The sequence below is a fragment of the Blautia sp. AF19-10LB genome (assembly GCF_003461245.1).
Taxonomy (GTDB): Bacteria; Bacillota; Clostridia; order Lachnospirales; family Lachnospiraceae; genus Blautia_A; species Blautia_A intestinihominis.
The window spans coordinates 130,234-156,675 of the sequence record NZ_QTWS01000005.1; the positions used below are offsets into that span (position 1 = coordinate 130,234).

Here is a 26,442-nt window from a genome sequence, read left to right on the forward strand (position 1 = left end):
GCTGCCGCTCCTCCAGCAGAAAGGAGGTGTATCTCTTGGATGATTTTTTCACCACACTTCTTGTCACCGTGTTAGCAAATGTAATTAGCTATTACATATGCAAATGGCTGAGCGGTAGACAATAGGTAGCAACAGCCTAAACGGAATAGCTCACCGTAACGAGCAAGAAAACCCCCAGAGCGGCAACTCTGGGGGTTTTCGTTTTGCCTCTTGGAATTTCACCACATTCCTTAGCTATTATTTATTATATGTCTTTCCCTGGTAAAAGTCAACTTTCTTTTTCCATATACGCGATCATCGCCACGGCCGCTTTCTTTGCCTGTTCTACGGCATGGACGACGGTTTTGGAGCCGCGTACGACATCTCCTGCGGCGAAGACGCCTTCTCTGGTGGTCATTTCGTTTTCGTCTACGATGAGGAGACCTTTGTCGGAGCCTTCCAGTCCTACTGTTGTGCGGATCAGGCGGTTTCTTGGTCCCTGGCTGATGGCGATGATCGTGGAATCTGCTTCCACCTGGTCTTCGCCTTCCTCGTATCCGACGACTTTATTATTCTCATCAATGACCGAAGTCTTGAATACCGGGCCGGTTTCCGTGATGCGCTCGATCGCTTTTCCAAAGACAAACTGTGCGCCATCCAGCTCTGCATACGCCATTTCATGCGAGTTCGCCGCTACATGCGTTCCGCGGGCATACAATGTCACCTGCAGTGCACCGTTTCGAAGAGCTGTCCGCGCAACGTCCATTGCCGCATTTCCCATTCCAATAATGGCGACTTTTTCTCCCAGATCATATGCTGCCGGATTTTCCAGATAGTCAATGCCGAAATGCACATTCGCCAGACATTCCCCCGGAATCCCCAGGTTTCGTGCTTTCCACACTCCTGTTCCAACAAACACGCTTGCATATCCGTCGCGGAAAAGATCATCGATCGTCAGAACTGTTCCGATCGCAGTATGCGGACGGATGCGGATACCCATCGCAAGGATCTGCTTTTCCAGACGATCCAGGATAGATTTCGGCAGACGGAATTCCGGGATTCCGTAACGTGTGATACCGCCGATCTTGTCCTGCTGCTCAAAGATCGTCACCTTATACCCATGCTGTGCCAGAATGATCGCCACCGTCAATCCTGCCGGACCTGCCCCGATCACTGCCACCGGTTTTTTCTTTTCTTCTGGAATCTGAAGTTTCATTCGATCCAGATAAGTGTCCGAAATATAGTTCTCAATACTGGAAAAATGCACCGGATTGCCTTTCTTTCCAAGTACACAGTGACCGGCACACTGCTGCTCATGGTCACACACGATCGAGCAGATCACAGACATCGGATTATTCTGAAACAGCTCCGCCCCCGCATCCATGACCTTGTGCTCCTTGAACATCTGGATAATATGCGGGATCGGTGTATGCACCGGACATCCTTCCATACATCTTGGTTTCTTACAATTGAGACAGCGGTTTGCCTCATCTATGATATGGATCGCCATAGCGTTTCCTCCTTACGTCAGATCATATTTATTTATCACGCCATATTTTTTCATTCGTCTCCACAACGTCGTTGTGCTGATTCCAAGCTCCTTCGCCACTGCTGAACGGTTTCCCTGGTGTTTTTCCAGAAGTTCCGTCAGACGCGCGGCCTCCGGGTGCTGATAGATCACTGTTGTGCCATCTTCCGAAATTCTTTCTTTTACAGGATACAATGTGTCCAGAAGAAAATATACATAGTCACTGGTGATCGTCTTCTTGGGTGAAGTCAGAAAAAGTCTTTCACAAAACGACTCCAGTTGGATTTCATTCCCCTGCCATCCAAATCCGGCAAGTGCCTCCATCGCATCCTCTGCGATCTTTGGAAATCTTGCATATCTTTTTGTAAATCTTACCCTGCAGTCCTCCACGATCGCACGGATATCCTGCGGGCGCTTCCGAAGCGGAGGAATCTCCACCGTAAGGCTGTTCAGGAGATAATAAAGATCCTGCCGGAATCTGCCCTGCTCTACATACTGGTAAAGATCTGCTCCCGTTATCGCTATGATACGGTTATCCAGCGTCTGGCTTCGCTCCAGGTCATTCTGGATCAGGGAATCATACCGTATCGCACGGTACAGACGATACTGGCACAGAAGTGAAAGTTTTTCTATTTCAGAGATTACGATCGTTCCATGATCGCCGATCGCAAGTGCCCCTTTTTTCATGCTCTCGTCTTCTGCATCCGGGTTTCCAAAAAGCCTGTCCACCTGCATCTGTTCTGTCATACCGCTGCAATTCACTGCAACAAAAGGCCCCGCTTTATAGGAACTGTTGTTGTGGATGCACTGTGCCAGTTTTTCCTTATCTGTTCCGTCTTCTCCACAGATCAGCACAGGATTCTTTGACAGGGCGTACATTTTGGAAAGTTCCACGCAGTATTCCATTTCTTTACCAGTGATCCTGATATCAGAAAAATGAGCATGCGCCACGTAGCCCTTCAGGTAATAGGAATGCAGCTCATCTGCATCATTTTTTCGGACAGAAGCATTTCGATAGAGTGAAATGATCGCGCCACGAATCTTGTTTTCATACTGGATCGGCGCTGCCGTGAGCATCATCGGAACACCAGCCACATAGACCGAGGTCATAAATGAATCTCTTTTTCCGCTCAGAACGTCATCGATATACCGTTGTTCCAGTTCCGGGATCACTTTTTCCAGGGCAGTTCCTTCAAGCTGAGAAGCTTTTTTGTGAAAAAGTTCTTCTCCTGCACGGTTTACGATCATGATCTCTTTGTTTTCATCAATTTCCAAAATCCCGTTATATGAATTATCCAGCACTGTCTCAAACTGTGCGGTAAAATTTTTCTCTGCCTCCGCAGTCAGGATCATCTTTTTTGCCACGCCGATAGCGGAACGGATCGACTCCTCTGTGGAATCGATGAACTGCGCCGGAATGCCTTTCTGTGCCGCCAGTGCATTGACGGTATCGCCGCCGAGCAGGACATCTGCGCCTTCCTGTATCGCAAGGTCTACTTTTTCTGCTGCCTGCTCAATGGCTGTGATGTCATAAAATTTCAGCCGGATATCAAAAAGCTCATCTGCATAAGTTGTATCGCTGAACATGTTTTTGAAACCGATCAGTGCGATCTGCGGGCACTTTTTGTCCGGGACTTTTTTCTTGGCGCTGGCGATCATAAGACCGATTTCCTGGCCTGTAAGTGTCAGTTCTGCAACAGGAATATTTGTGTACTGGCGGATAAAAGCTGCCTGCACGCCTCGGGCAAGAACCACCTCCGCGCCCTGCTCTACGGCCTGTCTTGCTTCATAGACAGAGTCGGAAGTCTTGATCACTTTGAGGATGTCGATATCCAGTTCGTCCTCCCGGATTACATTTCTTGCCTGTTCCAGCATATATTCCTTTGGAAGTAAAATCGCTATTTTTGACATAAAAGATCCTCCATTCCACTCAAAAAAGCCCCGGCAGGCTCATGGCAACCTGTCGAGGCTTTCTTTACGGTTAGCAAAAGTCTTACCTTATTATATACCGGATTTTAGTCTCTTGTAACTGTTACATTACCAATTTTTTCGTAGAATTTTACAATGCTGGAATGATCTTCTTTTTCGTGTCCGTCTGCTTTGAGTGCCTGCATGATCTCCATAAGTTCTCCTGTCAGCGGAAGCGGTGCGCTTACGGCATGTCCTGCATTGAGGGCGTTGTTCAGGTCTTTGATGTGAAGTTCAATACGGAATCCCGGTTTGAAGTTTCTGTCCATCATCATAGGTGCTTTTGCATCGAGGACTGTAGATCCTGCAAGTCCGCCGCGGATTGCCTGGTATACAAGCTCCGGATCTGTTCCGGCTTTCTTTGCCAGGGTGAGGGCTTCGGATACTGCTGCAATGTTGACTGCAACGATGATCTGGTTTGCAAGTTTTGCAACGTTTCCTGATCCGATCGGTCCTACGTATACAACGGAACCAGCCATAGCCATCATCAGGTCATAGTATTTATCAAAAGTCTCTTTCTTTCCGCCAACCATTACAGAAATGGTTCCATCGATTGCTTTCGGTTCTCCACCGGAAACAGGTGCGTCCAGCATGTCGATGCCTTTCTTTGCAAGCTCTGCGGAGATTGCTTTGCTCTCGGTAGGATCAATGGAGCTCATGTCGATCAGGACACTTCCTTCTTTGCCGCCCTCGATGATTCCGCCTTCGCCAAGTGCAACTTCTCTTACCTGTGGGGAGTTCGGGAGCATGGTGATGATCACATCTGCTTCTTCTGCAACTTCACGTCCGCATGTTACAGTTTTGGCTCCGAGTGCTTCCATTTCTTTGAGGGTTTCTTTATTATGTGTGGTTACAACCATTTCGTAACCTGCTTTCATGAGGTTTTTGCACATCGGTTTTCCCATGATTCCAAGACCAATAAATCCAACTTTCATTGTTATTTCCTCCTGATTCTTCTACAATATTGATTTCGTTGTTTCTTTACGTATCTTTCAACTGTCCTTATTGTAGCCGACTTCATTTGAAAATTCCATTGACAAAAGACTCAAAAAAATGGGGTGGTTTTTATGGTTTTATAAAAACGTTGCAAAAAATGAAAGGTTTGTTTCATTTTTTTAATTTTTTTTCTGTTTTTCTTTTATTTTGTCTGGGAGACTAAGAAGACCTCAGGGGTGGCAAGGGGACGGGCGACGTCCCTTCGCGGTTTTCTCTGCTCCCAAGCAAATAAATCCCACGAATTTAAGGGATAAAAAAAGGAATGGAGCCAAAAAACTCCATCCCTTTTACCCAATTTTTTAATTGGAAAAAATCCTCTCCTTCACACTCTCCACATCAGACGCTTCCGTCAACTCCTTAAAGCCCTGCGGATCCGCATCCACATCAAACTGCCCGATGACCTGCATAAGGTCATCACAACTATACGCATTCTCATAAATCCCCGTCGCATACCCATACAGTTCAACATATTCTTCCTCAGACTTCGCAGTCCAGAGATTCTGGTACAGGCGTACTGCCTCACCGTTTTCCCGGACTACATCCGGAGTTCCGGTGATCGCGTTGTAGATCATTGCGAAGGCCGGGCCTGCCATGGAAGCGTATTTGCCGCGTACATAGTCGATCGGTGCATTTCCAAAAGAATCTTTTTCTTTGAAGATTTCAAAATTCTGCTCAGAAAAGCTGTCGATCGCGCCGACCATGATGTTGCTGTCCTGATCTTTTTCCTTATCGGAGATCTTATCCAGATAGGCAGATACATGGAACGCACTCATAAGCGTATCACAGGTGCCTTCCGCAAATGCGGTCTCCAGATTGTCAAGTCCCTCTCCACCCTCGGTATATCCCGGGCAGATCGTAACGTGTAAATTTCCGTCCTTGTCTGTGAGTTCGGTCACTTTATCTGTTGCAGAAAGTTTTTCTGCATCTTCATCAAGTACAAGTCCCGCTTTTTCTTCCAGAGTGTTCAGCATTCCCCAGGTTCTTACCTGATGAAGTCTGTTTCCAGAAGATGCACCGCCTGACATGATCACGATGTTTCTGGCATCTTTATCCAGAAAAAACTCTGTCATGTCGCAGCCGGCCTGATAAACGGTCTCAAGATCCGGTCCGACGCTTCCCATGTACCATGGATTATCTTTGATGACCTCATAGTTCTCATCGCTTACCGTATTGGAACCCAGTGCATAGTAGATTTCCTCTTCTTCACAGGTTTTGATAACGTTTGTAAGCCCATCTGCATATCCGGCAAAAGAAATGATCCCCTCTGCACCTTCTGCTTTGGCTTCTTCAATAAATGCCTTTTCTTCCTCAGAATCTGCAATTTTTCCTGAAAAAATAAATTTTACAGGAAAACCTTCCTGGATGTAATCACGGTAATAGTCCGCAAACATTTCCATCTCCGCAGAGTCCGGATCATATACAACTACACCGATCGTATGAACATCTCCGTCTGAGTAGTCTTCCACATCGGCCCATACAGTGCTCTGAGTGCCGGCAATAAGTGCCGCACTCATCATCAGAGTGAGTATTCTTCTCTTCATCTACTTGCCTCCTTCTGTTTATTTTGTGATATTTTCTACATAAAAGCAGGCAACTTCATGACCCGGTGCAATTTCTTTTAATTCCGGCATTTCTTTTTTGCACTGTTCCGTACAGTGTTCACAGCGGTTCTGGAACGGGCAGCCTACCGGTACATCGAGCGGACTTGGTGCTTCGCTTTCAATGCTTTCAATCTTTTTGGCTGGATCCATATGAACAGAGAACTGTGCTCCGACAAGTGCTTTGGTATATGGATGTTCTGCATTTCCTGAAACATCTTCGCCCGGAATCGTTTCCACGATATGTCCCAGGTACATGACTGCGATCTGATGCGCGAAAGAACGGATCAGCGCCAGGTCATGGCAGATAAAGATCATGCAGATATTTTTTTCTTTCTGCAGACGTACCAGAAGCTCGATGACAGACTCCTGTACGGAAACATCCAGTGCAGAAGTTGCTTCATCACAGACCAGGATCTCCGGTTCCAGAGAAAGTGCTCTTGCGATACTGATCCTCTGACGCTGTCCACCACTCATGTTGTGCGGATAACGGTCTACAAACTCTTCCGGAAGTTCTACCATGCGGAGAAGTTCTCTTGCTTTTGCATCTCTTTCGTTTCTTTTGATCTTTTTGTAGTTCATCAGAGGCTCTGTCAGAATATCCCTGATCTTCATCTTCGGGTTAAAAGATGCCATCGGATCCTGGAAGACCATCTGAAGGTTCTGGCGGTTTTCCCAGGTTTCTTTCTTTGAAAGCCCTGTGATGTTTTTGCCGTGATAAAGAATCTCACCGCTGGTCGGTTTTTCCAGGAAAGTCACCATGCGGACAAATGTAGATTTACCGCATCCACTCTCTCCTACGATCCCGAGAGTCTTTCCTTTATACATGGTCAGGTTGATATCATTGCAGGCAGTCAGGGTTCTTCCGCGGGAAGCAGGGAACTGTTTTACAATATGCTTTGCCTGCATGACGATCTCATGATTTTCAGACATATCGTTTTCCCTCCATTTCCGGAACTGCATCAAGCAGTTTCTTTGTGTAATCGCTGGTCGGGTTATTCAGGACCTCTTCTCTGGTTCCGTGGTCTACCACCTTGCCGTGGTGCATAACGATCAGCTGATCTGCCATATAAGCTGCTACTCCGATATTATGTGTAACAATGATGATCCCTGTTCCGAAATCATCGCGGAGCTCCATCATCTGACGGACGATCTGTGCCTGTGTTGTTACGTCCAGAGCACTTGTCGGCTCATCTGCCAGAAGAAGTTCCGGGTTAAAAGTCATCGCCATAGCAATTCCGACACGCTGGCGCATACCTCCGGATAACTGATACGGATAACTGTTCATGATGTTTTCCGCATCCGGAAGTCTCATTTTGGAAAGCATGGTGACTGCTCTCTGCCAGGCATCTTTTTTTGCCATAGCCTCATGTGTACAAATATATTCTACATATTGGCTGCCAATCTTACGGATCGGGTTCAGGGTTCCGCCACAGTCCTGGAAGATCATTGACATCTTGCTGCCACGGATCTTTCTCCAGTCGCTTTTGGAATTTTTCAGAAGAGATTCCCCGTGAAAGAGGATATCTCCTGAAGTAACCTGTCCCGCTCCGGGGAGAGCCCCCAGAACGGCACGGATCACTGTGGTCTTACCACTTCCGCTCTCACCTACAACACTGATGATCTCACCCTTTTTCATGGAAAGGTTAAAATGCTCGATCGTAGGATCATGATGTCCATACTGTACAGCCAGATCTTTAATTTCCAGCATTCTTACAGTCTCCTTTATTATTCAGCCATCTGCATGTCAGCAGTTACCCAGTAGTAATCCATTGGATACATTACAAGTCCTTCTACGCTTGCTTTGGAGATAAGGAATGTGTTTTCATATCCGAAGAATACAGTAGCTGCATCGTCCATGATCGCCTGCTGGATCTTTACAATCAGTTCTTTTCTTGCATCTGTATCGATTGTTTCTGCCAGCTCATCCAGCCATTTGTCTACATCTTCATTTGCATATCCTGCTGTGTTGTTTGCAGATGTGCTGTACCAGTTCTCACGAAGGTAGTTTTCCGGGTCACCTGTGTTTGCAACGAGTACGTTCCAGATCAGGAGATCGTACTGAGAGGAATCACGGCGGTCAAGAAGTGTCTCGTAAGATACGCAGTCAAGTTTGATGTTGATTCCGATCTCTTTGAGGCTTGCCTGAGCTGCCTGTGCATATACACCGAGTTCTGCACGGCTGTCATAGTATACAAAAGTAAGTTCTACCGGGTTTCCGTCCGGATCTTCTACATATCCGTCACCATCTACATCTTTGTATCCTGCATCTTCAAGAACCTGTTTTGCTCCATCCGGATCGTAAGCGTTCTCATCGTTCAGATCATCATAGCCATAATCCAGTGTCGGCGGTACCGGTGCTTTTCCTGGTGTTGCGCCGCCCTCAAGCAGAACGCTTGTGTAAGTTTCTTTGTCAAGTCCACGAAGAACTGCCTGACGAAGTGCCAGATCTCCGAGTGCTCCGTTCTGGTTCATGAATGCATAAGTAGAACGAAGGGATTCCAGGGACTGGATGTTGTAGTTGTCATTTCCGTCAAATTCAAAAACGTTCTCTGTCTTTAAGTTGTAAGCGACATCGATCTCACCGGACTGAAGAGCCATGGAACGTGTTGTCTGGTCGCCAATGATACGAAGAGTTACGCTGTCATTCGGAACATCTCCATCCCAGTAGTACTCGTTGCGTACAACAACGGTATCACCTGACGGGTCAAAAGACTGGAATGCATACGGTCCTGTACAAACTGGTCCTTCCATTGCGATGTTGGAGTTGTCAATGCTGGTGTCCATGATCAGGAACAGCGGGTCTGCCAGACATCCTGCCATGTTTGCGTTTGCTCTGTTCAGGTTGAATATGATGTTCTGTCCATCAACTTCAATGCTGTCAATATCAAAGAACTCCGGTACACGGTTTGACATTTCGATGGTACGCTCCAGAGATGCTTTTACAAGCTCTGGTGTCATATCGTTACCGTTTGAGAATTTAACGCCCTCACGAATCGTAAATGTCCATGTTTTTCCATCTTCACTGTTGGTCCACTCTGTTGCAAGACATGGTACCATGTTTCCTTCTTCATCAAACCTGGTAAGACCCTGGCCAACGCCGTAACGGGAGATAACCCAGCTGAAGTACTGCTCTGTCGGCTCCAGTGTATCAGCGAAGCTTGTTACACCGATCGTCATTGTTCCTGCTGCAAATACGGATGTTGGAACGAGTGCCATTGTCATGAGAGCTGCAAGTGCTGCTGCACAGACTTTTTTTGCGATTCTGTTTTTCATATATTTTTCTCCTTTATTTTTCGGTAGTTTACGATACCTACGAATTGCTCCGTTACCAAGTAACTTTCGCAATTCTACCCTCTCTTCGCATATCGCGGGATTATCATCCCACTTTTATGCTCATATCGGGGCGGGTTCCAAGATTCTTCATCCACTTATGAGCAAGCTCATGTGGATTCAGCTCTTTTCACCCTGGTATCTGTGTTAGTCCTGTCTCGGGTCAAGAATATCACGGATACTGTCGCCGAGCATGTTAAATACGATTACTACGATTACGATGGCGATACCCGGTGCGATCATAAGCCACGGTGCTTTTGCCATATAAGTTCTTCCTTCATTCAGCATCAGTCCCCATTCCGGTGTCGGTGCCACGGCTCCGAATCCCAGGAAAGAAAGAGATGCAAGTTCAAGCATCATGGTTCCCATATCTGCCGCTGCTGTTACAGTCATGATCGTCAGCATGTTCGGGAGAATATGTTTCCATAAGATTTTGAATGTGCTTGTGCCGTTTACGATCGCGGCTTCCACATACAGATTACGTTTTACTTTCAAAACCATACTTCTTGCCAGACGTGCGTATTTTGTCCAGCTTACCGCTGTGATCGCGATAACTCCGTTACGAAGGCTTGGTCCGAGCATACCTGCAATTGCGATAGCCAGGATCATTCCCGGGAAAGAGATCATCATATCTGCGATTCGCATGATCACCTGATCGATCCAGCCGCCAAAATATCCGGCAATGATTCCAAGGAAAGTACCTACAACAAAAATCGTTGCCACAAGGATCAGGGTAGACACCAGTGAAGTTCTGGTACCATAGATCACACGGGAAAGAAGATCACGTCCGAGTTTATCAGCGCCAAGAGGGTATTCCGCACACGGGGCTTTGAGTGAATCGATCATCACTGCTTCCAGAGGATCCTTCGGTGCGATCCACGGGGCAAAAACTGCCACGCCTACAACAGCGAGAGCCAGAATAAAGAATAAGGTAAACTGTTTGTGAGCCAGGAAAAAATTCTGTTTCTTCAATTTACTTAACCTCCTTTATTCTTGGGTCCAGATAAGTATAGGACAGGTCAACGATGATATTGATGACCATGTACATGATCGCGATCATAAGTACGTATGCCTGTACCATCGGGTAGTCACGACAGGCGATCGCCTTGATCGCCATGCTTCCCATTCCAGGCCAGTTGTAAATGATCTCAACAACTGCTGTTCCTCCGAGCAGAGAGCCGAGGGAAAGACCAAGAAGTGTTACAATAGGAAGCATTGCGTTTGGAAGTACATGTCTCCAGAGGATCACGCTTTCTTTGATCCCTCTCATTCTGGCTCCAATGACATAATCCTGTCTGAGTTCTTCCAGCACTGCGTTTCGTACCTGTCTGGTATATTTTGCAGACATGGAAAGCGCCAGTGTCACAGACGGCAGGATCATTGCCTTGAAATCAGTCGTACCTCCTGCTACGTTGATCCAGCGAAGCTGCACTCCAAAGATGCTCAGAAGAATCAGGCCGATCCAGAAGCTCGGGATAGATACCCCGAAAAACGTGATTCCGCGGATCAGATAATCCGGCCACTTGTTCTGATATACCGCGGAGAGGATTCCGCATGGTATGGAGAACAGGATCATCAGAAGAAGCGCGAAGAGCGACATCTGAAGGGTCGGCCAAAAACATTTCATCAGTTTCTCAGTTACAGGAACTTTAAATGCATATGAAGTTCCCATGTCTCCGGTAAGTACTCCTTTTACCCAGGAACCGTACTGCACCAGAAACGGCTGGTCAAGGCCCAGTTCATGTCTCGTCTGTTCGAGAAGTTCCGGTGTCGGCAGGTTACCACACTCTGTCAGCATGATCTCCGCCGGGTCACCTGGTGAAAGGTAAGTAAGTCCAAATGTAAAGAAACTTACGCCGATCAGAACGATCAGTATCTGCAGAAGCCTTTTTCCAAATTGTTTTTTTGACATTGTTTCTCCTTCCTACATTGTAGAGGTTTTGTTACTGTTTACTTCGTTCACAGTATCAGCGACTTTAACTGGATCAGATTCAATTTTAAAAATGGCAGGGGAAATACACCTTTGAATAAACGCGCAGAAAAAAACATCCGTAAACAACATAATACGGACGTTTGCACACAAAAAAACAATGTTTCCTATCTACCGTAAGAATCATATCTGATCATCCATAAGCAGGTCTCCTGACTTAAGATCTTTGCTCCAAAACTCCTTCCCAGACTGGCGACTGCCACTCCAGTGGATTATGTTTCGCAACTCCCTATCACAGTGACGGGATCGTACCGGAATTCGACCGGTTTCCCTTTTAATCCGTGTATGTAAAATAAAAAATATTTTACTGGAACTTATAGAGGCTGGTTCAAAACCAACAAATGTTATTTGATTTGCTTTTCAAGCATATATTATATTTTGTGTGTTGTCTAGTTTTTTTTTGCTGGATATTGTATTTTTATTAAAACAATGTTTCATGGAGACTTCCCATGTGCCCGCGATTTACATTGGCATGTAAGAAGATTTTCGTATAAATAAGCGCAGACTTGCACGGTTGCCCCATGAGTCTGCGCTTACTTATGTTGTTGGTTTTTCTGTATAGTTCAGATTTGCACCTGAAACTAATCAATCCTACGTATTCTATTGTTCTACCTGCTTCCGCAGTATCACATACTACGGGCCCGTCAACATCACGCCTTCGACGTGCTCGCGGGAACCCCAGTTCTCGCAAGCTCAAGTTCCCGCGCTTTTCGCGTCAGCGAAACAGCCTTAAACAGTTGACGTCAACCCGTTCCGTCTTGATGCACCAGGCGTGGCCAAAAAGGGGGAGTCTGAGGGGGACAATCGGCCTTCGCAACTATGAGATCGTCCCCCTCAGGGTTTTCTTATTTGCCAAACAGCCGCCCCACTGGGCAGTTCCCATCAGGAATTTCTGAAACGGCTCAGAAATTCCTTCGTCTGTTCTTTCTGTGGATCTTCAAAGATCTGATGGGAAGTTCCCTCTTCCACGATAACTCCATCGCCCATGAAGATCACATGCTTCGCCACATCTCTGGCGAAGGCCATCTCATGTGTGACGATGATCATCGTCAGACCATCTTTGGCAAGGGTTCCCATGACTTCCAGAACCTCTCCGACCATCTGCGGGTCGAGGGCGGATGTCGGCTCGTCAAAGAGCAGGATCTCGGGTTCCATCGCAAGGGCTCTTGCGATCGCTACCCTCTGCTTCTGTCCACCAGAAAGCTGTTTCGGCTTTGCATTGATGTATGGGGCCATGCCGACTTTTTCGAGATACATCATTGCGTTTTTGTGTGCCTCTTCTTTGCTTTTTTTGAGGACTTTTTCCTGTCCGACTGTGCAGTTTTTGAGAACTGTCATATTGTTAAAAAGGTTAAAGTTCTGGAACACCATGCCGACTTTGGAGCGGTACTTCGGAACGTTCACGTGTTTGTCCATGATGTTTGTTCCGTGGTAGCGGATCTCGCCGGATGAAGGTGTCTCCAGAAGGTTCATACAGCGCAGCAGTGTGGATTTACCTGAACCGGAAGGTCCGATGATGCAGGTAACATCTTTCGGTTTTACAGAGAAATCAATGTCTCTCAGGATCTCATGTGTTCCGAAGGATTTTCCCAGGTGCTGCACTTCCAGGATCGTTTCACTCATTCTCTGTTGTCCTTCCTTTCCTTATAAGAATACATACCACTTGTATGTGTCAGGGTATCTGCGGTTGCCAGGTCGTAGTTGTCCGGTCCGTCCATCTTACGCTCGATCACGCGAAGGATCCTGGAACAGGTAAAGGTCATGATAAAGTAAATGACCATGGCAATTGTGAAGGACTCAAAGTATGTATACAGTGCACCTGCCACACCTTTGGTCGTGTAAAAAAGTTCTACCGTACCGATGATGGAAAGTACACAGGTATCTTTGATGTTGATAATCAGGTTGTTGCCGATCTGCGGCATGATGTTACGCAGTGCCTGTGGCAAAATAACATTGATCATGGTCTGTACATGTGTCATGCCGATCGCCTTGGCTCCTTCTGTCTGACCCGGGTCAATGGAAAGGATACCGCCGCGGACAGTCTCTGCCATGTATGCACCTGTGTTGATGGATACGATGAAGATCGCGGCAAACCACATGGACATATTGATATTGAACAGGTATGCACTACCGAAGTAGATAAACATTGCCTGTGCCATCATAGGAGTTCCACGGAAGAACTCCACATAGCAGGCAAGGATAAATTTCACGATTTTGATCAGTACCTTCTTGGCTGTGGAATCGTTTTTGTCTACCGGGATCGTCTGCACGATACCTACGAGAAAACCGATGATGCATCCAAAAAGTGTTCCGACCAGTGCCAGCCACATGCTGACTCCGGCTCCCTTCGCGAAAGAGGGACCATATTGCTGAAGAAGATATATGATTCTTCCTCCAAAACTTTCAGGCAGCATTTTGCTCCTCCTTTATGACTCGCTGGACAGTGGCTGAACTGAGATTGCTTCGTCCATCATATCGTTGAAGTCGTCTTCTGTCATCTCGCTTAAAACTCCGTTGATCGCATCTTTGAGTTCATCGTTTCCTTTCTTGAGGGAGATACCGATGTTGATGTCCTCGTCAGATACTTCGAATTCTCCGTCTGTTCCCGTGAAGTCAAGGAGTTTGAAATCCGGGTAAGCTACGCAGGCAGCTTTTCCTGTAGGCATATCTGTTACGACTGCATCACATTTACCGGATTCCAGAGCTACCAGCATTGCCGGTGCGCTTTCCTGTGCTGGAAGGATGTTTCCGTCCGGGATCTGCGGCAAGCAGGAATCATACCAGATGGTATTCTGCTGGGAAGTAACTGTTGCTCCTTTGAGGTCTTCTACACTTGCTGCGTCTTTATAGTCTCCATCCCCTTTTACCAGAGTGATGATCGATGCATAATAATATGGATCTGTGAAATCAACCATCTGCTGACGTTCTTTGGTGATGGACTGTCCTGCGATAACACAGTCAACCTGTCCGGACTGAACTGCCGGTACGAGGGAATCCCAGTCAAGTTTGACGATCTCAAGGTCGTAGCCAAGTTCGTCTGCGATCTTCTTCGCCATCATAACGTCATAACCATATGCATAGTCGGAACTTCCGGAGATCTGCACTGCTCCGTTGGAATCATCCGGCTGTGTCCAGTTGTATGGAGCGTATCCGCATTCCATTGCAACTTTGAGGGTCTTTTTGTCAGCCGCGCTTACGCTCTGTACGCCAAATACTCCGCATGTCATAGATGCTGCTACGGCTGCTACTGTCAACATTCTCCACATTTTGCTCTTTCTCATTTTCGTTTCCTCCTGAAATATATATTTTTCATCCATATGTCCTTGCGGAACATATCACCGTGTTGAATAAAGCAGATGGGACTGCTTTAAAGTAAAAAAAAGCGCACGAAACTATGAAGTGCCCCGTTGCGCTTTATGACATTTTAATACTTTATCTTTGGAAAGTCAACATTTTTGTTTGCCGGGGGCACCCGGCAGTGGCGCATTTGTAATGCAAGACCGCCCCACAAAACAAAAAAAACGGCAGTTTTTACACCACCGTTTTTATGCATACATTTTATGAAAAATTATGACGGTCTTCTTACAGAAAGAATAGTCCTATAAGTAGCATCATTACTAATCTTAATACCATCCTGGGAGTTAGACGCATGTACAATCTGTCCATTGCCCATATAGATTGCAACATGTCCACCATAGCAGATCAGGTCGCCTGGCTGTGCATCTGCATAAGAAACCTCAGTTCCCCAGTTCTGCTGCTCGTAGGATGTTCTCGGAAGGCTGTAGCCAAACTGTGCATATACACTCTGTGTAAATCCAGAGCAGTCCGCACCGCTTGTAAGGCTTGTTCCACCCCATACATACGGGTTTCCGACAAACTGCAGTGCATAGTCTACGATAGAAGAGCCAGAACCACTGGATGAGCTGGAAGAACTGGATGAAGTATCTACATCCTCCGGATTTACAGTGTTGTCACTGTCGATCACATTGCCATATTCATCATGTTTTACACCGTCGCTGCTGTCAGATGTGCTCTCGTCATCACTGCTGTCGGTGTTTTCGTCATCAGAAGAGTCTTCACTGTCAGAATCCTCATCCTCTGTGCATCCATCATCTTCTGTATACTCACCATCCTCAGAAATCTCTTCCTGATCTTCTTCATCAGTATTCTCATCATACTGATTTTCCTGATTTTCCTGCTCCTGTGCTGCCTCTTCCTCAGCGGCCTGTCTTGCAGCTTCCTCTGCTGCTGCAGCGGCTTCTGCCTCTGCCTGACGTCTTGCTTCTTCCTCAGCGGCGATACGCTCTGCCTCAAGCTGTTCGATCTCTGCCTGCTGCTGAACGATCAGGTTGGAATACTCTGTTGCCATCTGCTGTGCGTATGCGATCTCATTGTCGCAGTCTGCGGAGTTGGCTTTCTTGGTATCGATCTGTGTCTGAAGGTTTACTGACTCAGATTCGTATTCCTGTTTCATTCCCTCGAGTTCTGCCTTCTCCTGTTTGTACTGGTCACCGAGCTGTGTTACCTGGTCAATGGTGTTGGCATATTTCTCAAGGCTCTGTCTGTCGTATTCATACATCTTCTGTGTGTATTCTGCTTTAGTAAGAAGATCAGAAAGGTTATCAGCATCCATCATCATCTGGAACCATGCAGCATTGCCGCCCTTCTCATAGATGTACTGAATACGTTCTTTCATTGCTTCGTACTGTTTAGCCTTGGCATTCTGTGCTTTCTCAAGTGCTGTCTGGGTATTCTGAATGTCAGTTTCTTTATTGCTGATATCTCCCTCAAGGGTCTGAATGGAAACCATGACATTCACAAGATTTGCATCCAAAGCATCAATTTCGCTCTGTAACTGCTGCTTTGCTGAATAAAGCTGGTCGATCTGTGCGTATGTAGCATCCAATTGTGCGCTGGTAGCTGCCTGTTCCTCTCTCAGCTCGTCTTCTCTTGACGCGCTTACGCTGACAACCTGTGATGCTGTCATCATTAATGCTAACGTCATGCAAACAATTCGTTTCTTCATGTTTTCACCTCATAATCTAAATCAATCTATTTTGTAACATTTTCGAAATATCTTATTGAACTTCTTTTACATATTAACATATCGTTCTCAAGAACGCAAGAGTAAATAATTAAAAAATTTAAAATTTTGTAACATTTAGTAAAGAATACGAAAAAAAGAAGCAGCCTTCTGTAATGAAAACTGCTTCTCTTCACTGTTAATGCTTTATTTTAGCTGTACAGATCTGCAAGTATCTGTGCTGCTGTCTTGTTCTTATATCCATCCGGATCAGAAAGTGTACTGCTGTACCATCTCAGATAATTTCCTCTTCGAATATAGTTTCCACAGGATGGATGATATTCGTATTTCGTATATCCCTTATATCTGGACATATAAGTTTTGGCAAGTGCAACTGCCTGGCTGTCATAATCCCCATCCGGTGTGCAGGTTCCTGCAATCTGGCAGCCTGCCTGTGGTGTGGAATGAACGATCACAGCACTCTTATCTGAACACTGTCCAAGAACGATCCAGGTATGTCCGGAATCATAGCCAATATCTCCTGGCTGCATCTTCCATTTTGTTTGAGAAAGATAATTCTGGTTTACGATCCGTCCCCACTTCAGAGTATTCTGATAATAAGAACCAATATCTCCGGAAACTACGGTATATCCACCGCCTTCTCCAGACTTTGTATGCATAACCTGATAAGATGCCCATCCTACAAATCCAGAACAGTCAAGTCCCTTGATTCTGTTTGCAGTCGTTAAATCCCTGTAATTATTATAGTTGTAACTGCTCGTCTGACTGTTATACCAGGAAACCCAGGTCGGACTTACACCTTTTCTTGTGGAATCTGTCCAGCCGCCGCCCCATACATAAAGGGCCCGACCTACCGGCTGCAGTGCTCCTGCGAGATAATTCTTAAGCGTTCTTGCAGAGGTTGGTGCTGTCGGACCAGAGTTGGAACTGTCAGTATAAGAGCCCGTCATAACTCCGTTTGAGTCAAAAACGTAATATTTGCCGTCAATCAGCTTCGTACCTGTTGTTATCGTGGTTGTGCTTGGATTAATATAATAAGTCTTACCATTTTCCTTTACCCAGCCGGTAGTTACAACTCCTGTTTTTGGATTGAAATAGTAAGTCTTGCCATCAACTGTCTTGAAGCCTTTGTACATGACACCTGTATTCTTTGCAAAGTAGTAGCGTTTGCCGCTGCTGCTGCCAAGCCATCCGGTTGCCATTACATAGGTCTTTCCGCGGAAATAACGGACATTTCCGTTGGCTGCTGTCAGGAATCCGCTCTTGGCTGCACCGGTTGTCCCATCAAAGTAGTAATAATAGGCTCCAATCTTCTTAAGTCCCCTGTACATAATTCCTGTTGATGGGGTAAAATACCACTTCTCGCCCTTGCTGTTCTTCATCCAGCCAGTTGCCATCGTGTAACTGCCTGATGAAAAATATCTCACAACGGTACTTGAAGTTTTGACAAAACCACTGACCGTGTAGCCTGTAGACGGTTTGAAATAATAGTAATTCCCACCAATCTTCTTAAATCCCTTGTACATTGCTCCTGTACGGGAATCGAAGTATCTCATCGATCCCTTGGAACTTCTCTGCCAGCCCTTAAGAAGAACTCCGGTCTTCGTATTCAGAAAGTACTTATTACTTCCAAGTGTCAGCCATCCCTTGACCTTCTTGCCGCTCTTGTAATAGTAAGTTTTGCCGTTTACTGTACGAAATCCTGTCGTTGTTGCAGCCTGAACATCTACCGTCGTTGTATGTACGGCAAATCCTGCTGCAAAAAGCATGAGCCCCAAAAGTATCCCCAAAAGTCCAGCTTTTCTACATACCTTCTTCATATATCGTCCTCTTTCCGAAAAACTTATTGTTACTTTTTTCGTTGCAAATTTTACAATATTATTACAATATCATGTAGGTATTATATCGCAAGATTTATGATACGTCAATACATAAAAAGAGCGGGAAACACTGCCTGATGTCTCACATAAGATATCAGGCATGTGTTTCCCGCTCTGCTGAAATTGATCTTAAAGAAGATGTTTACGAAGTTCTGCTCCGTCCTGTGCGCTTAAGTAAGCCGGTGCAACATCAAAAACTGTCTTGCAGCCTTTCTGTCCTTCCTGGCTCATGCGGTATGCTGCTCTTGCATATGCTGCGATTACGGAAGAAGTGAATTCCGGGTTAGAATCCAGTTTCAGGCTGTATTCGATCACATGACTGTTCTCATCATTCCAGCCTGTTTTGCCGGAACGGATAACAAATCCACCGTGCGGGATCCCGCTGTGATCACGTTTCAGTTCTTCTTCTGTGATGAAGTGTACTGTAGTATCGTACTCATCGAAGTAGTTCGGCATAGTCTTGATCTCGTTCTCGATACGTGCAAGGTCTGCGCCTTCCTCAGCTACTACGAAGCACTCTCTGGTGTGTTTCTGTCTTGTTGTAAGTTCCGGATTTTCTCCGTTTCTTACAGCTTCCAGTGCTGCTTCTACCGGGATGGTGTACTGTTTGCCGTCTTTGACTCCGTCGATCCTGCGGATCGCATCGGAATGTCCCTGGCTTACACCCTTGCCCCAGAATGTATAATCTTTACCGTTGGTAAGGATTGCATTTGCATACAGTCTGTTCAGGGAGAACATTCCCGGGTCCCAGCCCACGGAGATGATTCCTACATGGCCGCTCTCGGAAGCTGCCTTGTCTACGTTTGCAAAATGCTCCGGAACTCTTGCATGAGTGTCAAAACTGTCTACGACATTGAACCACTGTGCATATTTCGGTGTCTGCTCCGGAAGGTCTGTTGCACTTCCTCCGCAGAGGATCAGAACATCGATCTTGTCTTTCATTTTTTCTGCTTCATCTACATGATAAACGCTTGCTGTATCTGTGAGGATTTTTACTGTTGAAGGATCACGGCGTGTAAAAACTGCTACAAGCTCAAGATCCGGATTGTGCTTAACTGCACATTCTACGCCTCGTCCAAGGTTTCCATAACCTAAAATTCCAATACGAATACTCATCTTAAGATTTCCTCCTGTACTTTTCCATTGTACTTCTAAAGTTCCTGCCTGCTCGGTTACAGGAACCTGACCTGCTGCTTTTGCTTTATCACAGCAGTACGATACTATGATAATATCACAACTAAAAAATGTCAATCCGTTGATTTGTATTTTCTTTTATTCATTTAGTAATACTGAATAATTTTCTCAGCAGCAGAATACACCGCCGCCCGGACAGCACAGTCCGCAGAGCATATTTGCGATACAGAGCTTCATACAGTAATCGCTTCCATCCACCGGCATTCCGCCAAAAGGATTCTGCTGTTCCTGATACCAGGTTCCGCCGCCCTCCATTCTCTGAAGGAGCATACGATACTGTACATTATCCGGCTCCAGGTTTACCGCTGTCCGGATATCCTCCAGTGCATTGACATTATTTCCAAATCCCATATTTGCCATCGCAGAAAGGTAATACCACTCTCCGTTCCTCTGCTTCAGGGATGAGAGTACATTCATTGCCTCCTGGAAATGACGGTTCTGGATATAATTGGCAGCCGCCTGTCTGCGGATTGCCTCCTCATCCTGGTAAGTGCTGTTCTGACGGCCTGTAAATCCACCGTAGTAGCCGCCTGCATTTCCATAAGAGGAGCCGTATTCCTTTTCTTTCATGATCTGTTCATAAGCCTGCTGGACTTCCTTGAACTTCTCTTCCGCCTGTTCTTTGTTTGGATTATTGATATTTGCATCCGGATGATATTTCCTGCTCAGTTTCCGGTATGCCTTTTTGATTTCTTCATCGGATGCATCCCTGGAAACGCCAAGGACACTGTATGGATCAAACATTTTCTTTCTCCTGCTCTTTCTTCCTCTTACCGGACACTGCTTCAAATCTGCACCAGACTCCGGAATACAGAATATTCCGCAGTATATCGGTATATTTAATAATAGGAAGTTTTTCAAATTCCCGGCAGACCTCTGCTATCATCATGATCAGCATCTGCCGTACCTGTTCATCGAACCCTTCCATTATATAACTTCTGGAAAAAGGATTGTAATTTCCTTTTTTGATATCTTCCTCTACATCATCATAGGCATCCATGAGATAAATAAATTTACCCAGGAAAAAACCCATCCGGCGCAGTGTCGGTTCCCACAGATCTGCCCGATACGCAAAGATCTCCTCCATGATCTTCCCGAAACATCCGGAAATGCAATCGATATTCTCTTCCCCCGCCTTCTCCATCTCAGAAAGTTCATTCAGAAGTGAAACGATCGTGTCGACTTTCTTACGCCACCGCTCTTCTGCATGCTTCTCTTTGCCCCGAAGGAGGTTCCCGTACAAAAGACTCAGAAGCTTCTTCTCGTCTTTCCAGTCATCCTCACATTTATAGTATGCAAGAAAAACATTCATATCTGCGGCATACTCTGTGATCGCATTTTTGCGGACCGGCTGTTTCCGTACAGGGTGGATGATGCATCTCGTCGTTCCCTTCCTTGTCGGCGGCTCATAGAGCCCGCTCAGGAGAAGGATCACAAACGTCATATCATATGTCAGGGAAATCTGTCCTGTCACTCCATAGCGATCCCGCAGTTCTCTGCAGAGACCACAGTAAAAAGAACGATACAGGTCAAAATCCTTGAATTTAATCTCCGGTTTATTCATTACCACATAACCAAACATAAGACCTCCGGCTGTATTCTGATCTCAGATCGTATTCAGCTTTTTTTGATAAATTTCGTGTGGCATTTCGGACAGTCGATCTCTATCTTGCCTTTTCCTCTCGGAATACGGATCTTCTGTTTGCAGTTCGGACAGGAATAAATGTGATATTCCTTTCTCTGCTGCATGATGTTTTTCTCACGGTTGAATTTCTGTCTTATGCCGGATGTAATGGACAGATATTTCTGGTTTTCGGCATAACGCTTCTGTATATCTCTGGAAAGCATTCTGTAATAAGTATAAAGGATCGCAAGAAGGCCAATGGTATCAAACGCCGCGCCGACTCTGTTCCGGATAAACATGGACAGAATGATCATCACAAATGCAACGCCCATCGTAAATCTTGCAAATGCGTCTACTCCATAGCGTCCTTCCATAAACTTGATAAACTTTTCTCTCATGCAAGTCCTTCTTTCTTTAATGAAATGATGTCACTATTATTATGTAAGATTATTTTTATCTGTCACTGCACACCTGGAACACATAAAACTTCAGATAATAAGATTCATCTGAAGACCACAGGATCGGATGATCCGGTGCCTGGGTTCTGTATTCTACCTGGCGCAGTCTCTTGTGTGCATTTCGTGCGGCCTGTCCGATCGTCTTGGTAAAGAGTTCATAATCCATAAAATGAGAACAGGAACAGGTTGCAAGGAATCCTCCATCCCTGACAAGCTTCATACCACGCAGGTTGATCTCTCTGTAACCCTTGACTGCATTCTTGATAGAGCTTCGTGACTTGGTAAACGCCGGCGGATCGAGGATCACAACGTCATATTTCTCGCCCTCTTCTTCCAGTCTCGGAAGCAGTTCAAAAACATCCTCACAGATAAATTTAACTCTGCCGTCCAGTCCGTTCAGCTTCGCATTCTCCTGTGCCTGATGAACAGCAAGCTCAGAAGCATCCACGCCGGTAACTTCTCTTGCTCCTGCAATTCCCGCATTCAGTGCAAAAGAACCTGTATGTGTAAAGCAGTCCAGGACTCTCGCATCCTTGCAGAGTTTCTGGATCGCAAGACGGTTGTATTTCTGATCCAGGAAAAATCCTGTCTTCTGTCCGTCCTTGACATCGACCTGATATTTCACTCCATTTTCGACAATCTCAACAAGAGTCGGGAACTCCGGTCCGATGAAGCCCTTGTGAAGTTCCATTCCTTCCTGCTTGCGGACTTTGGCATCACTTCTCTCGTAGATTCCACGGATGTTGATTCCGTCCTCTGCAAGAACTTTCCTGATAAGTTCGAGGATCATTTCTTTCCAGCGGTCGATTCCAAGTGCAAGGGACTGTACGACCAGAACATCCTCAAATTTGTCAACTGTCAGACCTGGCAGGAAATCTGCCTCGCCAAAGATCAGGCGGCAGCTTGAAGTATCTGTTACCTTTTTGCGGTATTCCCAGGCATCTCTTACTCTTTTTTCAAAAAAGTCCTCGTCTATATGCTGATTCTCATCTCTGGAAAGCAGACGTACCGTGATCTTGGAATTGGTGTTGATAAATCCTCTTCCAAGCGGATATCCGTCAAAATCATGTACCAGCACGATATCTCCATTTACAAAGCTTCCCATAATACTGGCGATCTCGTTGTCAAAGACCCACATGCCACCGGATTTGAGAAGTCTTCCCTCTCCTTTTTTCAGTGTAACCACTGCAAGACTCATATTATTTCCCCTTTCGGCTATATATTCCCCATCAATTAGTTAGCAAGTTGTTACTGTCCACAGTAACAACAAGATTTCTCTCTATTCTATCACAGATGCTTTTAGATTTCCAGTTTTTCGCAGGGCTCACAAAAAAATCACAGTTTTGCAGTTCTCAAAAAAGCTGCAAAAAGCCGCAGCTTCCTGGTTATTCAGAAAAGCTGCGGCCTGAGGGCTTTGCCTAATGATTAGTACTCTTCGTTGTAGGATTCTTAGTCATAAGACTCCTCATCATAAGAAGTCTCATCTGTAGATTCCTGCTGAGCAGAAGTGTCTGTACTCTCACCATAAAGCTGTTCAAAGAACTTCATGGTATCATTGTACAGAGTCTGTCTGTCTTCTGCGGACTGAGCTGCAAGGATATCGTCTGTTGCCGGCTCGGTCTCAATGCTGAAAATCTTCTTCATGTCATTGTTGACCATATTGAGCTGACTGGATACATAGATATCTGTTTCTGATGCTGTATAAGTTGCTCCGCCATCCTTGAGAACATTCAGATATGCCTCAAGAACTTTCTTTGTAAGTTTGGAAGCGGTGTCTGTATCAAGAGTCACGGTCGGCTGCACTGCATTTGGCATTACAGTATTGAGAACTGCGATATCTCCATTGTATTCTCCCTCGCAGAACTGTTCTGCCTGGTCAAACTGTGCCTTTGAAGCATCATCGAGGGAATCTGTATTTAAAGTATCCTCTGTGGAAGCGTCTGTTTCGTATGTCTCATCACCGGTTGCTTCCGGAATTCCTGTACCATCATCGGAACTGCTGTCAGATTCATCTGTACTGGTGTCTGTAGAATCTGTTCCTTCCGGAGTTTCTGTAATTTCTTCGTAATTGTCCTGTGTTCCGTCTTCAGTTGCCTCCGGGATTCCCATGCCATCATCCTCAGAGCCGTCGTCCGGTTCCAGAACGTCATTCATGCCTGTATCCTCTGCAACGCTGGCATCCTCGGTGTAAGATTCCTTGGCGCCATCAAGAACATCGCTGTCTACGTCCTCGGTGATATCTTCGCCGTCACTGGAATCTTCATCTACAAGATCTTCTTCGCCATCGGAAGAGGAATCATCGGAAGAACTGTCGTTATTCATAGTCTTGTCGAGGTTCTTCTGGATGCTTTCCAGAGTCTGCTTCATTTCCTGAATGTCGTAATTCTGCTGTACGATTTCCTGAAGAAGTGCTGTGATCGTATTCAATTCATCGGAGCTCAGAGATACGTTGTTCTGGATTGCAATGTTGTTGACGATGTTGTAGATCTCGTCTGCGTTCTGAACATTGTCACCGATGATCTGCAGTTTCGCCTGGTTGATGATGTTGGTAGCATTATCGCCGCCGACCTGCTGTGCAACATCTCCGGTAACTACGACTTCCTTGGTAGCAAGGTCTTTCTTGGTGGAATCAAGCTGCTTGCCGCTGGCTGTCTCGTAAGCCATCATGACACCGGTAAGTGCTCCTGTTCCGGAAACTTCATACGGGCAGGCTGCAACTGCCTCGCAGTTGGAAACACCTGCTGTGGAAAGTGCATTTGCAAGCATGTTGCAGGTTACGTAGTTGAGGTTTGCAGTACGAACCTTGATGCCGCCGGACTGGGTTGGTTTCACATAGGCGCAGCTTAAAGTTCTTGTACCGATCTGTGCGCTTGAAATATATTTTCCCAGATAATTGCGCTCATCCTGGTTATTAACTGTGATGATCTGTACCTGGCTTGCATCTGCCTTAAAATATTTCATCATGGTATTCTTCTGTTCATCTGTAAGGTCTGCACCAAGTGTTACTACTTTGGATGCATCTGCCATTGCCGGGATCGGGTTACTGAGTGCAAGGCACATGCTGCACAGTGCGGCTACGATCATACTTCTTTTTTTCATAATCTCATCCTCCATTATGATATGATGCGGCAGTCTCAAAAAGCTGCCTTCCTGGTTTCTTCTTTCAAGTGTTTTTATTATAACACAGCGTTCTGCAGAATTGTATTTTTTATTTTATTTCTTCGAAATCATTCAAATTTTTCCAGAAAAACATCGATGGTTCCACCACAGACCATTCCTTCGTCCTCTGCCTGTGATACTGTCATGTCAGCACAGACGATGCGGGACTTTTCGTTTTCTTCGCGGAGAAGTCTCAGACACTGGTGCTGGACTTCGCTTTCCATACAGCCGCCGCCGATCGTGCCGATGATCCTTCCATCACCGAGTACCAGCATCTTGGTTCCTATCGAACGCGGGGCTGAACCTCTGCGGGCTATGATCGTCGCAAGAACTTTTGGCTGACCCGGCTCCTTCACTCCTGTGAGATACTCCATGAGAAGAGAATCGTATCCGGCTGTTTTTTTTGTCTGGTTCTTGATCTGGATCAGTTCTGCCACAATGGAAACTGCAATTTCCTCCGGGGTTTCCGCATGGATAGAAAGCCCTACCGGTGTATGCATCTCATCCAGTGCTTTTCTGTCAAAACCATCCCCAGCCATCTGTTTCTTCAGAAGTGCAGAACGTCCGCGGCTCGCCATCATTCCCACATAGGCATATGGTTTCTTCAGAATCTGTTCAAGGCAGGCACGGTCAAAACGATGTCCTCTGGTCACCACCAGAAAATAGGTATCCGGCGTTCCGGCGATTCCCTGCAGGCTTTTTTCGAAGGCATCGCAGAGAACAAGGTCTGCTCCGGCTTCTCTCGCGCGGTCCGCAAAATATGGTCTGTCTTCCAGCACTGTCACATGAAATCCGACTTTCCCTGCGAGTTCGATCACCTGCTGTGATACATGCCCGCCTCCACAGATCACAAGATGCGCCTGACGTTTGAGATGCTCTATGAAAAATTTCTGCCCTTCTATTTCATAAATGCCGATCTGCGGTGTCTCTGTGATCTGTGTTTTGAGTTCTTCGTTCACCTCGCCGGTGCCTGTATATCCCAGAAGTTCCCCATCTGCCCAAAAATACCTGGTTCCGGCTGCCTCTCCCTCCAGCACCGTCGCCAGAAGGTTGGATTTCTGCTGAAGATTTTCATTTATTATTTTATATAATTCAAAAAGATTCATGCTTTCTCCTCTTTTTTCAGTCATTATGCTGTTTTATTAGGGCTACTCATTTACTGTTAATTATATAGCCTCGCCGTGAATTAAAAACTCTATCCTCACATGACTGAAGTCACGTGCTTCCAGACGCTTTAGGCGTCAGACTAAATATCGGCAGATACGCCTGTAACTTAGGTGCACAATTACGTGCATTTTCCATGCCGGATACGGCAGGTTCCCACATAACAGGTAGTCCGCTGTATATCTGCCTGCATTTATGCTGCTCTTAAGTTCATTTCTGAACTGAGTTTTCTCAGATCTGCATAAACACATGAGGTTCTACGCTTTACTGCAGGGACTTTTGCCTCCAGCAAAGACCTTTCCGTTACCGGAAGGGGTTTTAAAAGTTCTCTGATAAAGTATCTTGCTCCAATATTGTACGATGCTGATAAGTCACAATTATATCGTTTTCCTGTCTGGAATACACACAGGCTGTGGTTTCCCGGATCACGGATAACTGTTCCGGTTCCATCATACGCAAGCCTGCTGGTATTCCATGCACAGATCCTCGATATCCGCATTCTGTTTCTGTGTGCCTGATGTTCACAG

At 45.9% G+C, this 26,442-nt stretch carries 21 protein-coding genes, 2 pseudogenes and 1 riboswitch; of the genes and pseudogenes, 1 reads left to right on the plus strand and 22 read right to left on the minus strand.

All coding sequences use genetic code 11. From position 1 onward, the window contains the following. Positions 1–268: 268 nt before the first annotated feature. From DWX28_RS05025 to DWX28_RS05055, 7 genes are all read right to left on the minus strand, one after another. Positions 269–1,489 (minus strand): NAD(P)-dependent oxidoreductase, encoded by a 1,221-nt coding sequence (locus DWX28_RS05025; protein ID WP_118252048.1) that lies wholly within the window; start codon positions 1,487–1,489, stop codon positions 269–271. Between the two features lie 12 nt (positions 1,490–1,501). Next, entirely contained in the window at positions 1,502–3,418 is a 1,917-nt protein-coding gene (locus tag DWX28_RS05030; RefSeq protein ID WP_118252049.1) for a sigma 54-interacting transcriptional regulator, read from the minus strand. A gap of 104 nt (positions 3,419–3,522) precedes the next feature. Continuing rightward, positions 3,523–4,410, minus strand: coding sequence for a 2-hydroxy-3-oxopropionate reductase (gene garR / locus DWX28_RS05035; RefSeq protein ID WP_022215731.1), 888 nt, complete (start codon positions 4,408–4,410; stop codon positions 3,523–3,525). A 360-nt stretch (positions 4,411–4,770) separates the two neighbouring features. After that, positions 4,771–6,012: a substrate-binding domain-containing protein gene (locus DWX28_RS05040; RefSeq protein ID WP_118252050.1), complete on the minus strand. Its 1,242-nt coding sequence runs from the start codon at positions 6,010–6,012 to the stop codon at positions 4,771–4,773. Between the two features lie 18 nt (positions 6,013–6,030). Further along, positions 6,031–7,002 (minus strand): ABC transporter ATP-binding protein, encoded by a 972-nt coding sequence (locus DWX28_RS05045; RefSeq protein ID WP_022215729.1) that lies wholly within the window; start codon positions 7,000–7,002, stop codon positions 6,031–6,033. Continuing rightward, positions 6,995–7,780, minus strand: a complete 786-nt coding sequence (locus DWX28_RS05050) for an ABC transporter ATP-binding protein (protein ID WP_022215728.1) — start codon at positions 7,778–7,780, stop codon at positions 6,995–6,997. Before DWX28_RS05050 ends, DWX28_RS05045 begins: the two co-directional genes overlap by 8 nt. 17 nt (positions 7,781–7,797) lie before the next feature. Then, entirely contained in the window at positions 7,798–9,345 is a 1,548-nt protein-coding gene (locus DWX28_RS05055; protein ID WP_118252051.1) for an ABC transporter substrate-binding protein, read from the minus strand. 2 nt (positions 9,346–9,347) lie between these two features. Between DWX28_RS05055 and DWX28_RS20735 the strand changes: the two are divergent. Then, positions 9,348–9,553: pseudogene (locus tag DWX28_RS20735) on the plus strand (hypothetical protein). Here the strand turns inward: DWX28_RS20735 and nikC are convergent. From nikC to DWX28_RS05135, 15 genes and pseudogenes are all read right to left on the minus strand, one after another. Further along, on the minus strand, positions 9,550–10,374 hold the full coding sequence (gene nikC / locus DWX28_RS05065; RefSeq protein ID WP_022215726.1) for a nickel transporter permease: 825 nt from the start codon (positions 10,372–10,374) through the stop codon (positions 9,550–9,552). The pseudogene DWX28_RS20735 and the gene nikC sit on opposite strands and share 4 nt — an antisense overlap. 1 nt (position 10,375) lies before the next feature. Continuing rightward, complete coding sequence (gene nikB / locus DWX28_RS05070) at positions 10,376–11,314, minus strand: nickel ABC transporter permease (protein WP_022215725.1); 939 nt, start codon at positions 11,312–11,314, stop codon at positions 10,376–10,378. Between the two features lie 203 nt (positions 11,315–11,517). Further along, positions 11,518–11,725, minus strand: a riboswitch (cobalamin riboswitch). Positions 11,726–12,274: 549 nt separating this feature from the next. Next, a complete protein-coding gene (locus DWX28_RS05075) occupies positions 12,275–13,015 on the minus strand; it encodes an amino acid ABC transporter ATP-binding protein (RefSeq protein ID WP_118252053.1) in 741 nt (246 codons plus the stop codon). Continuing rightward, a complete protein-coding gene (locus tag DWX28_RS05080; protein ID WP_173905530.1) occupies positions 13,012–13,803 on the minus strand; it encodes an amino acid ABC transporter permease in 792 nt (263 codons plus the stop codon). The genes DWX28_RS05075 and DWX28_RS05080 overlap by 4 nt, the downstream gene beginning before the upstream one ends. Positions 13,804–13,818: 15 nt before the next feature. Further along, positions 13,819–14,619, minus strand: a complete 801-nt coding sequence (locus DWX28_RS05085; RefSeq protein ID WP_227222316.1) for a transporter substrate-binding domain-containing protein — start codon at positions 14,617–14,619, stop codon at positions 13,819–13,821. Between the two features lie 341 nt (positions 14,620–14,960). Next, entirely contained in the window at positions 14,961–16,418 is a 1,458-nt protein-coding gene (locus tag DWX28_RS05090; protein ID WP_118252055.1) for a C40 family peptidase, read from the minus strand. A 209-nt stretch (positions 16,419–16,627) separates the two neighbouring features. Next, on the minus strand, positions 16,628–18,256 hold the full coding sequence (locus DWX28_RS05095) for an N-acetylmuramoyl-L-alanine amidase family protein (RefSeq protein WP_118252056.1): 1,629 nt from the start codon (positions 18,254–18,256) through the stop codon (positions 16,628–16,630). A 189-nt stretch (positions 18,257–18,445) separates the two neighbouring features. Next, positions 18,446–19,432, minus strand: a complete 987-nt coding sequence (locus tag DWX28_RS05100; RefSeq protein ID WP_022215719.1) for a diaminopimelate dehydrogenase — start codon at positions 19,430–19,432, stop codon at positions 18,446–18,448. A 186-nt stretch (positions 19,433–19,618) separates the two neighbouring features. Next, a complete protein-coding gene (locus DWX28_RS05105) occupies positions 19,619–20,254 on the minus strand; it encodes a J domain-containing protein (RefSeq protein ID WP_022214539.1) in 636 nt (211 codons plus the stop codon). Then, positions 20,247–21,092, minus strand: coding sequence for a DUF5685 family protein (locus DWX28_RS05110; protein WP_022214538.1), 846 nt, complete (start codon positions 21,090–21,092; stop codon positions 20,247–20,249). Before DWX28_RS05110 ends, DWX28_RS05105 begins: the two co-directional genes overlap by 8 nt. A gap of 35 nt (positions 21,093–21,127) precedes the next feature. Beyond that, positions 21,128–21,532: a hypothetical protein gene (locus DWX28_RS05115; RefSeq protein WP_022214537.1), complete on the minus strand. Its 405-nt coding sequence runs from the start codon at positions 21,530–21,532 to the stop codon at positions 21,128–21,130. Positions 21,533–21,587: 55 nt separating this feature from the next. Then, a complete protein-coding gene (locus DWX28_RS05120; protein ID WP_118252057.1) occupies positions 21,588–22,790 on the minus strand; it encodes a class I SAM-dependent rRNA methyltransferase in 1,203 nt (400 codons plus the stop codon). Between the two features lie 251 nt (positions 22,791–23,041). Continuing rightward, a complete protein-coding gene (locus DWX28_RS05125; protein ID WP_243002340.1) occupies positions 23,042–24,691 on the minus strand; it encodes a DUF1002 domain-containing protein in 1,650 nt (549 codons plus the stop codon). Positions 24,692–24,819: 128 nt separating this feature from the next. After that, complete coding sequence (locus DWX28_RS05130; protein WP_118252058.1) at positions 24,820–25,857, minus strand: XdhC family protein; 1,038 nt, start codon at positions 25,855–25,857, stop codon at positions 24,820–24,822. Positions 25,858–26,108: 251 nt separating this feature from the next. Then, positions 26,109–26,442, minus strand: a pseudogene (locus tag DWX28_RS05135) (IS200/IS605 family accessory protein TnpB-related protein); the annotation flags it as partial.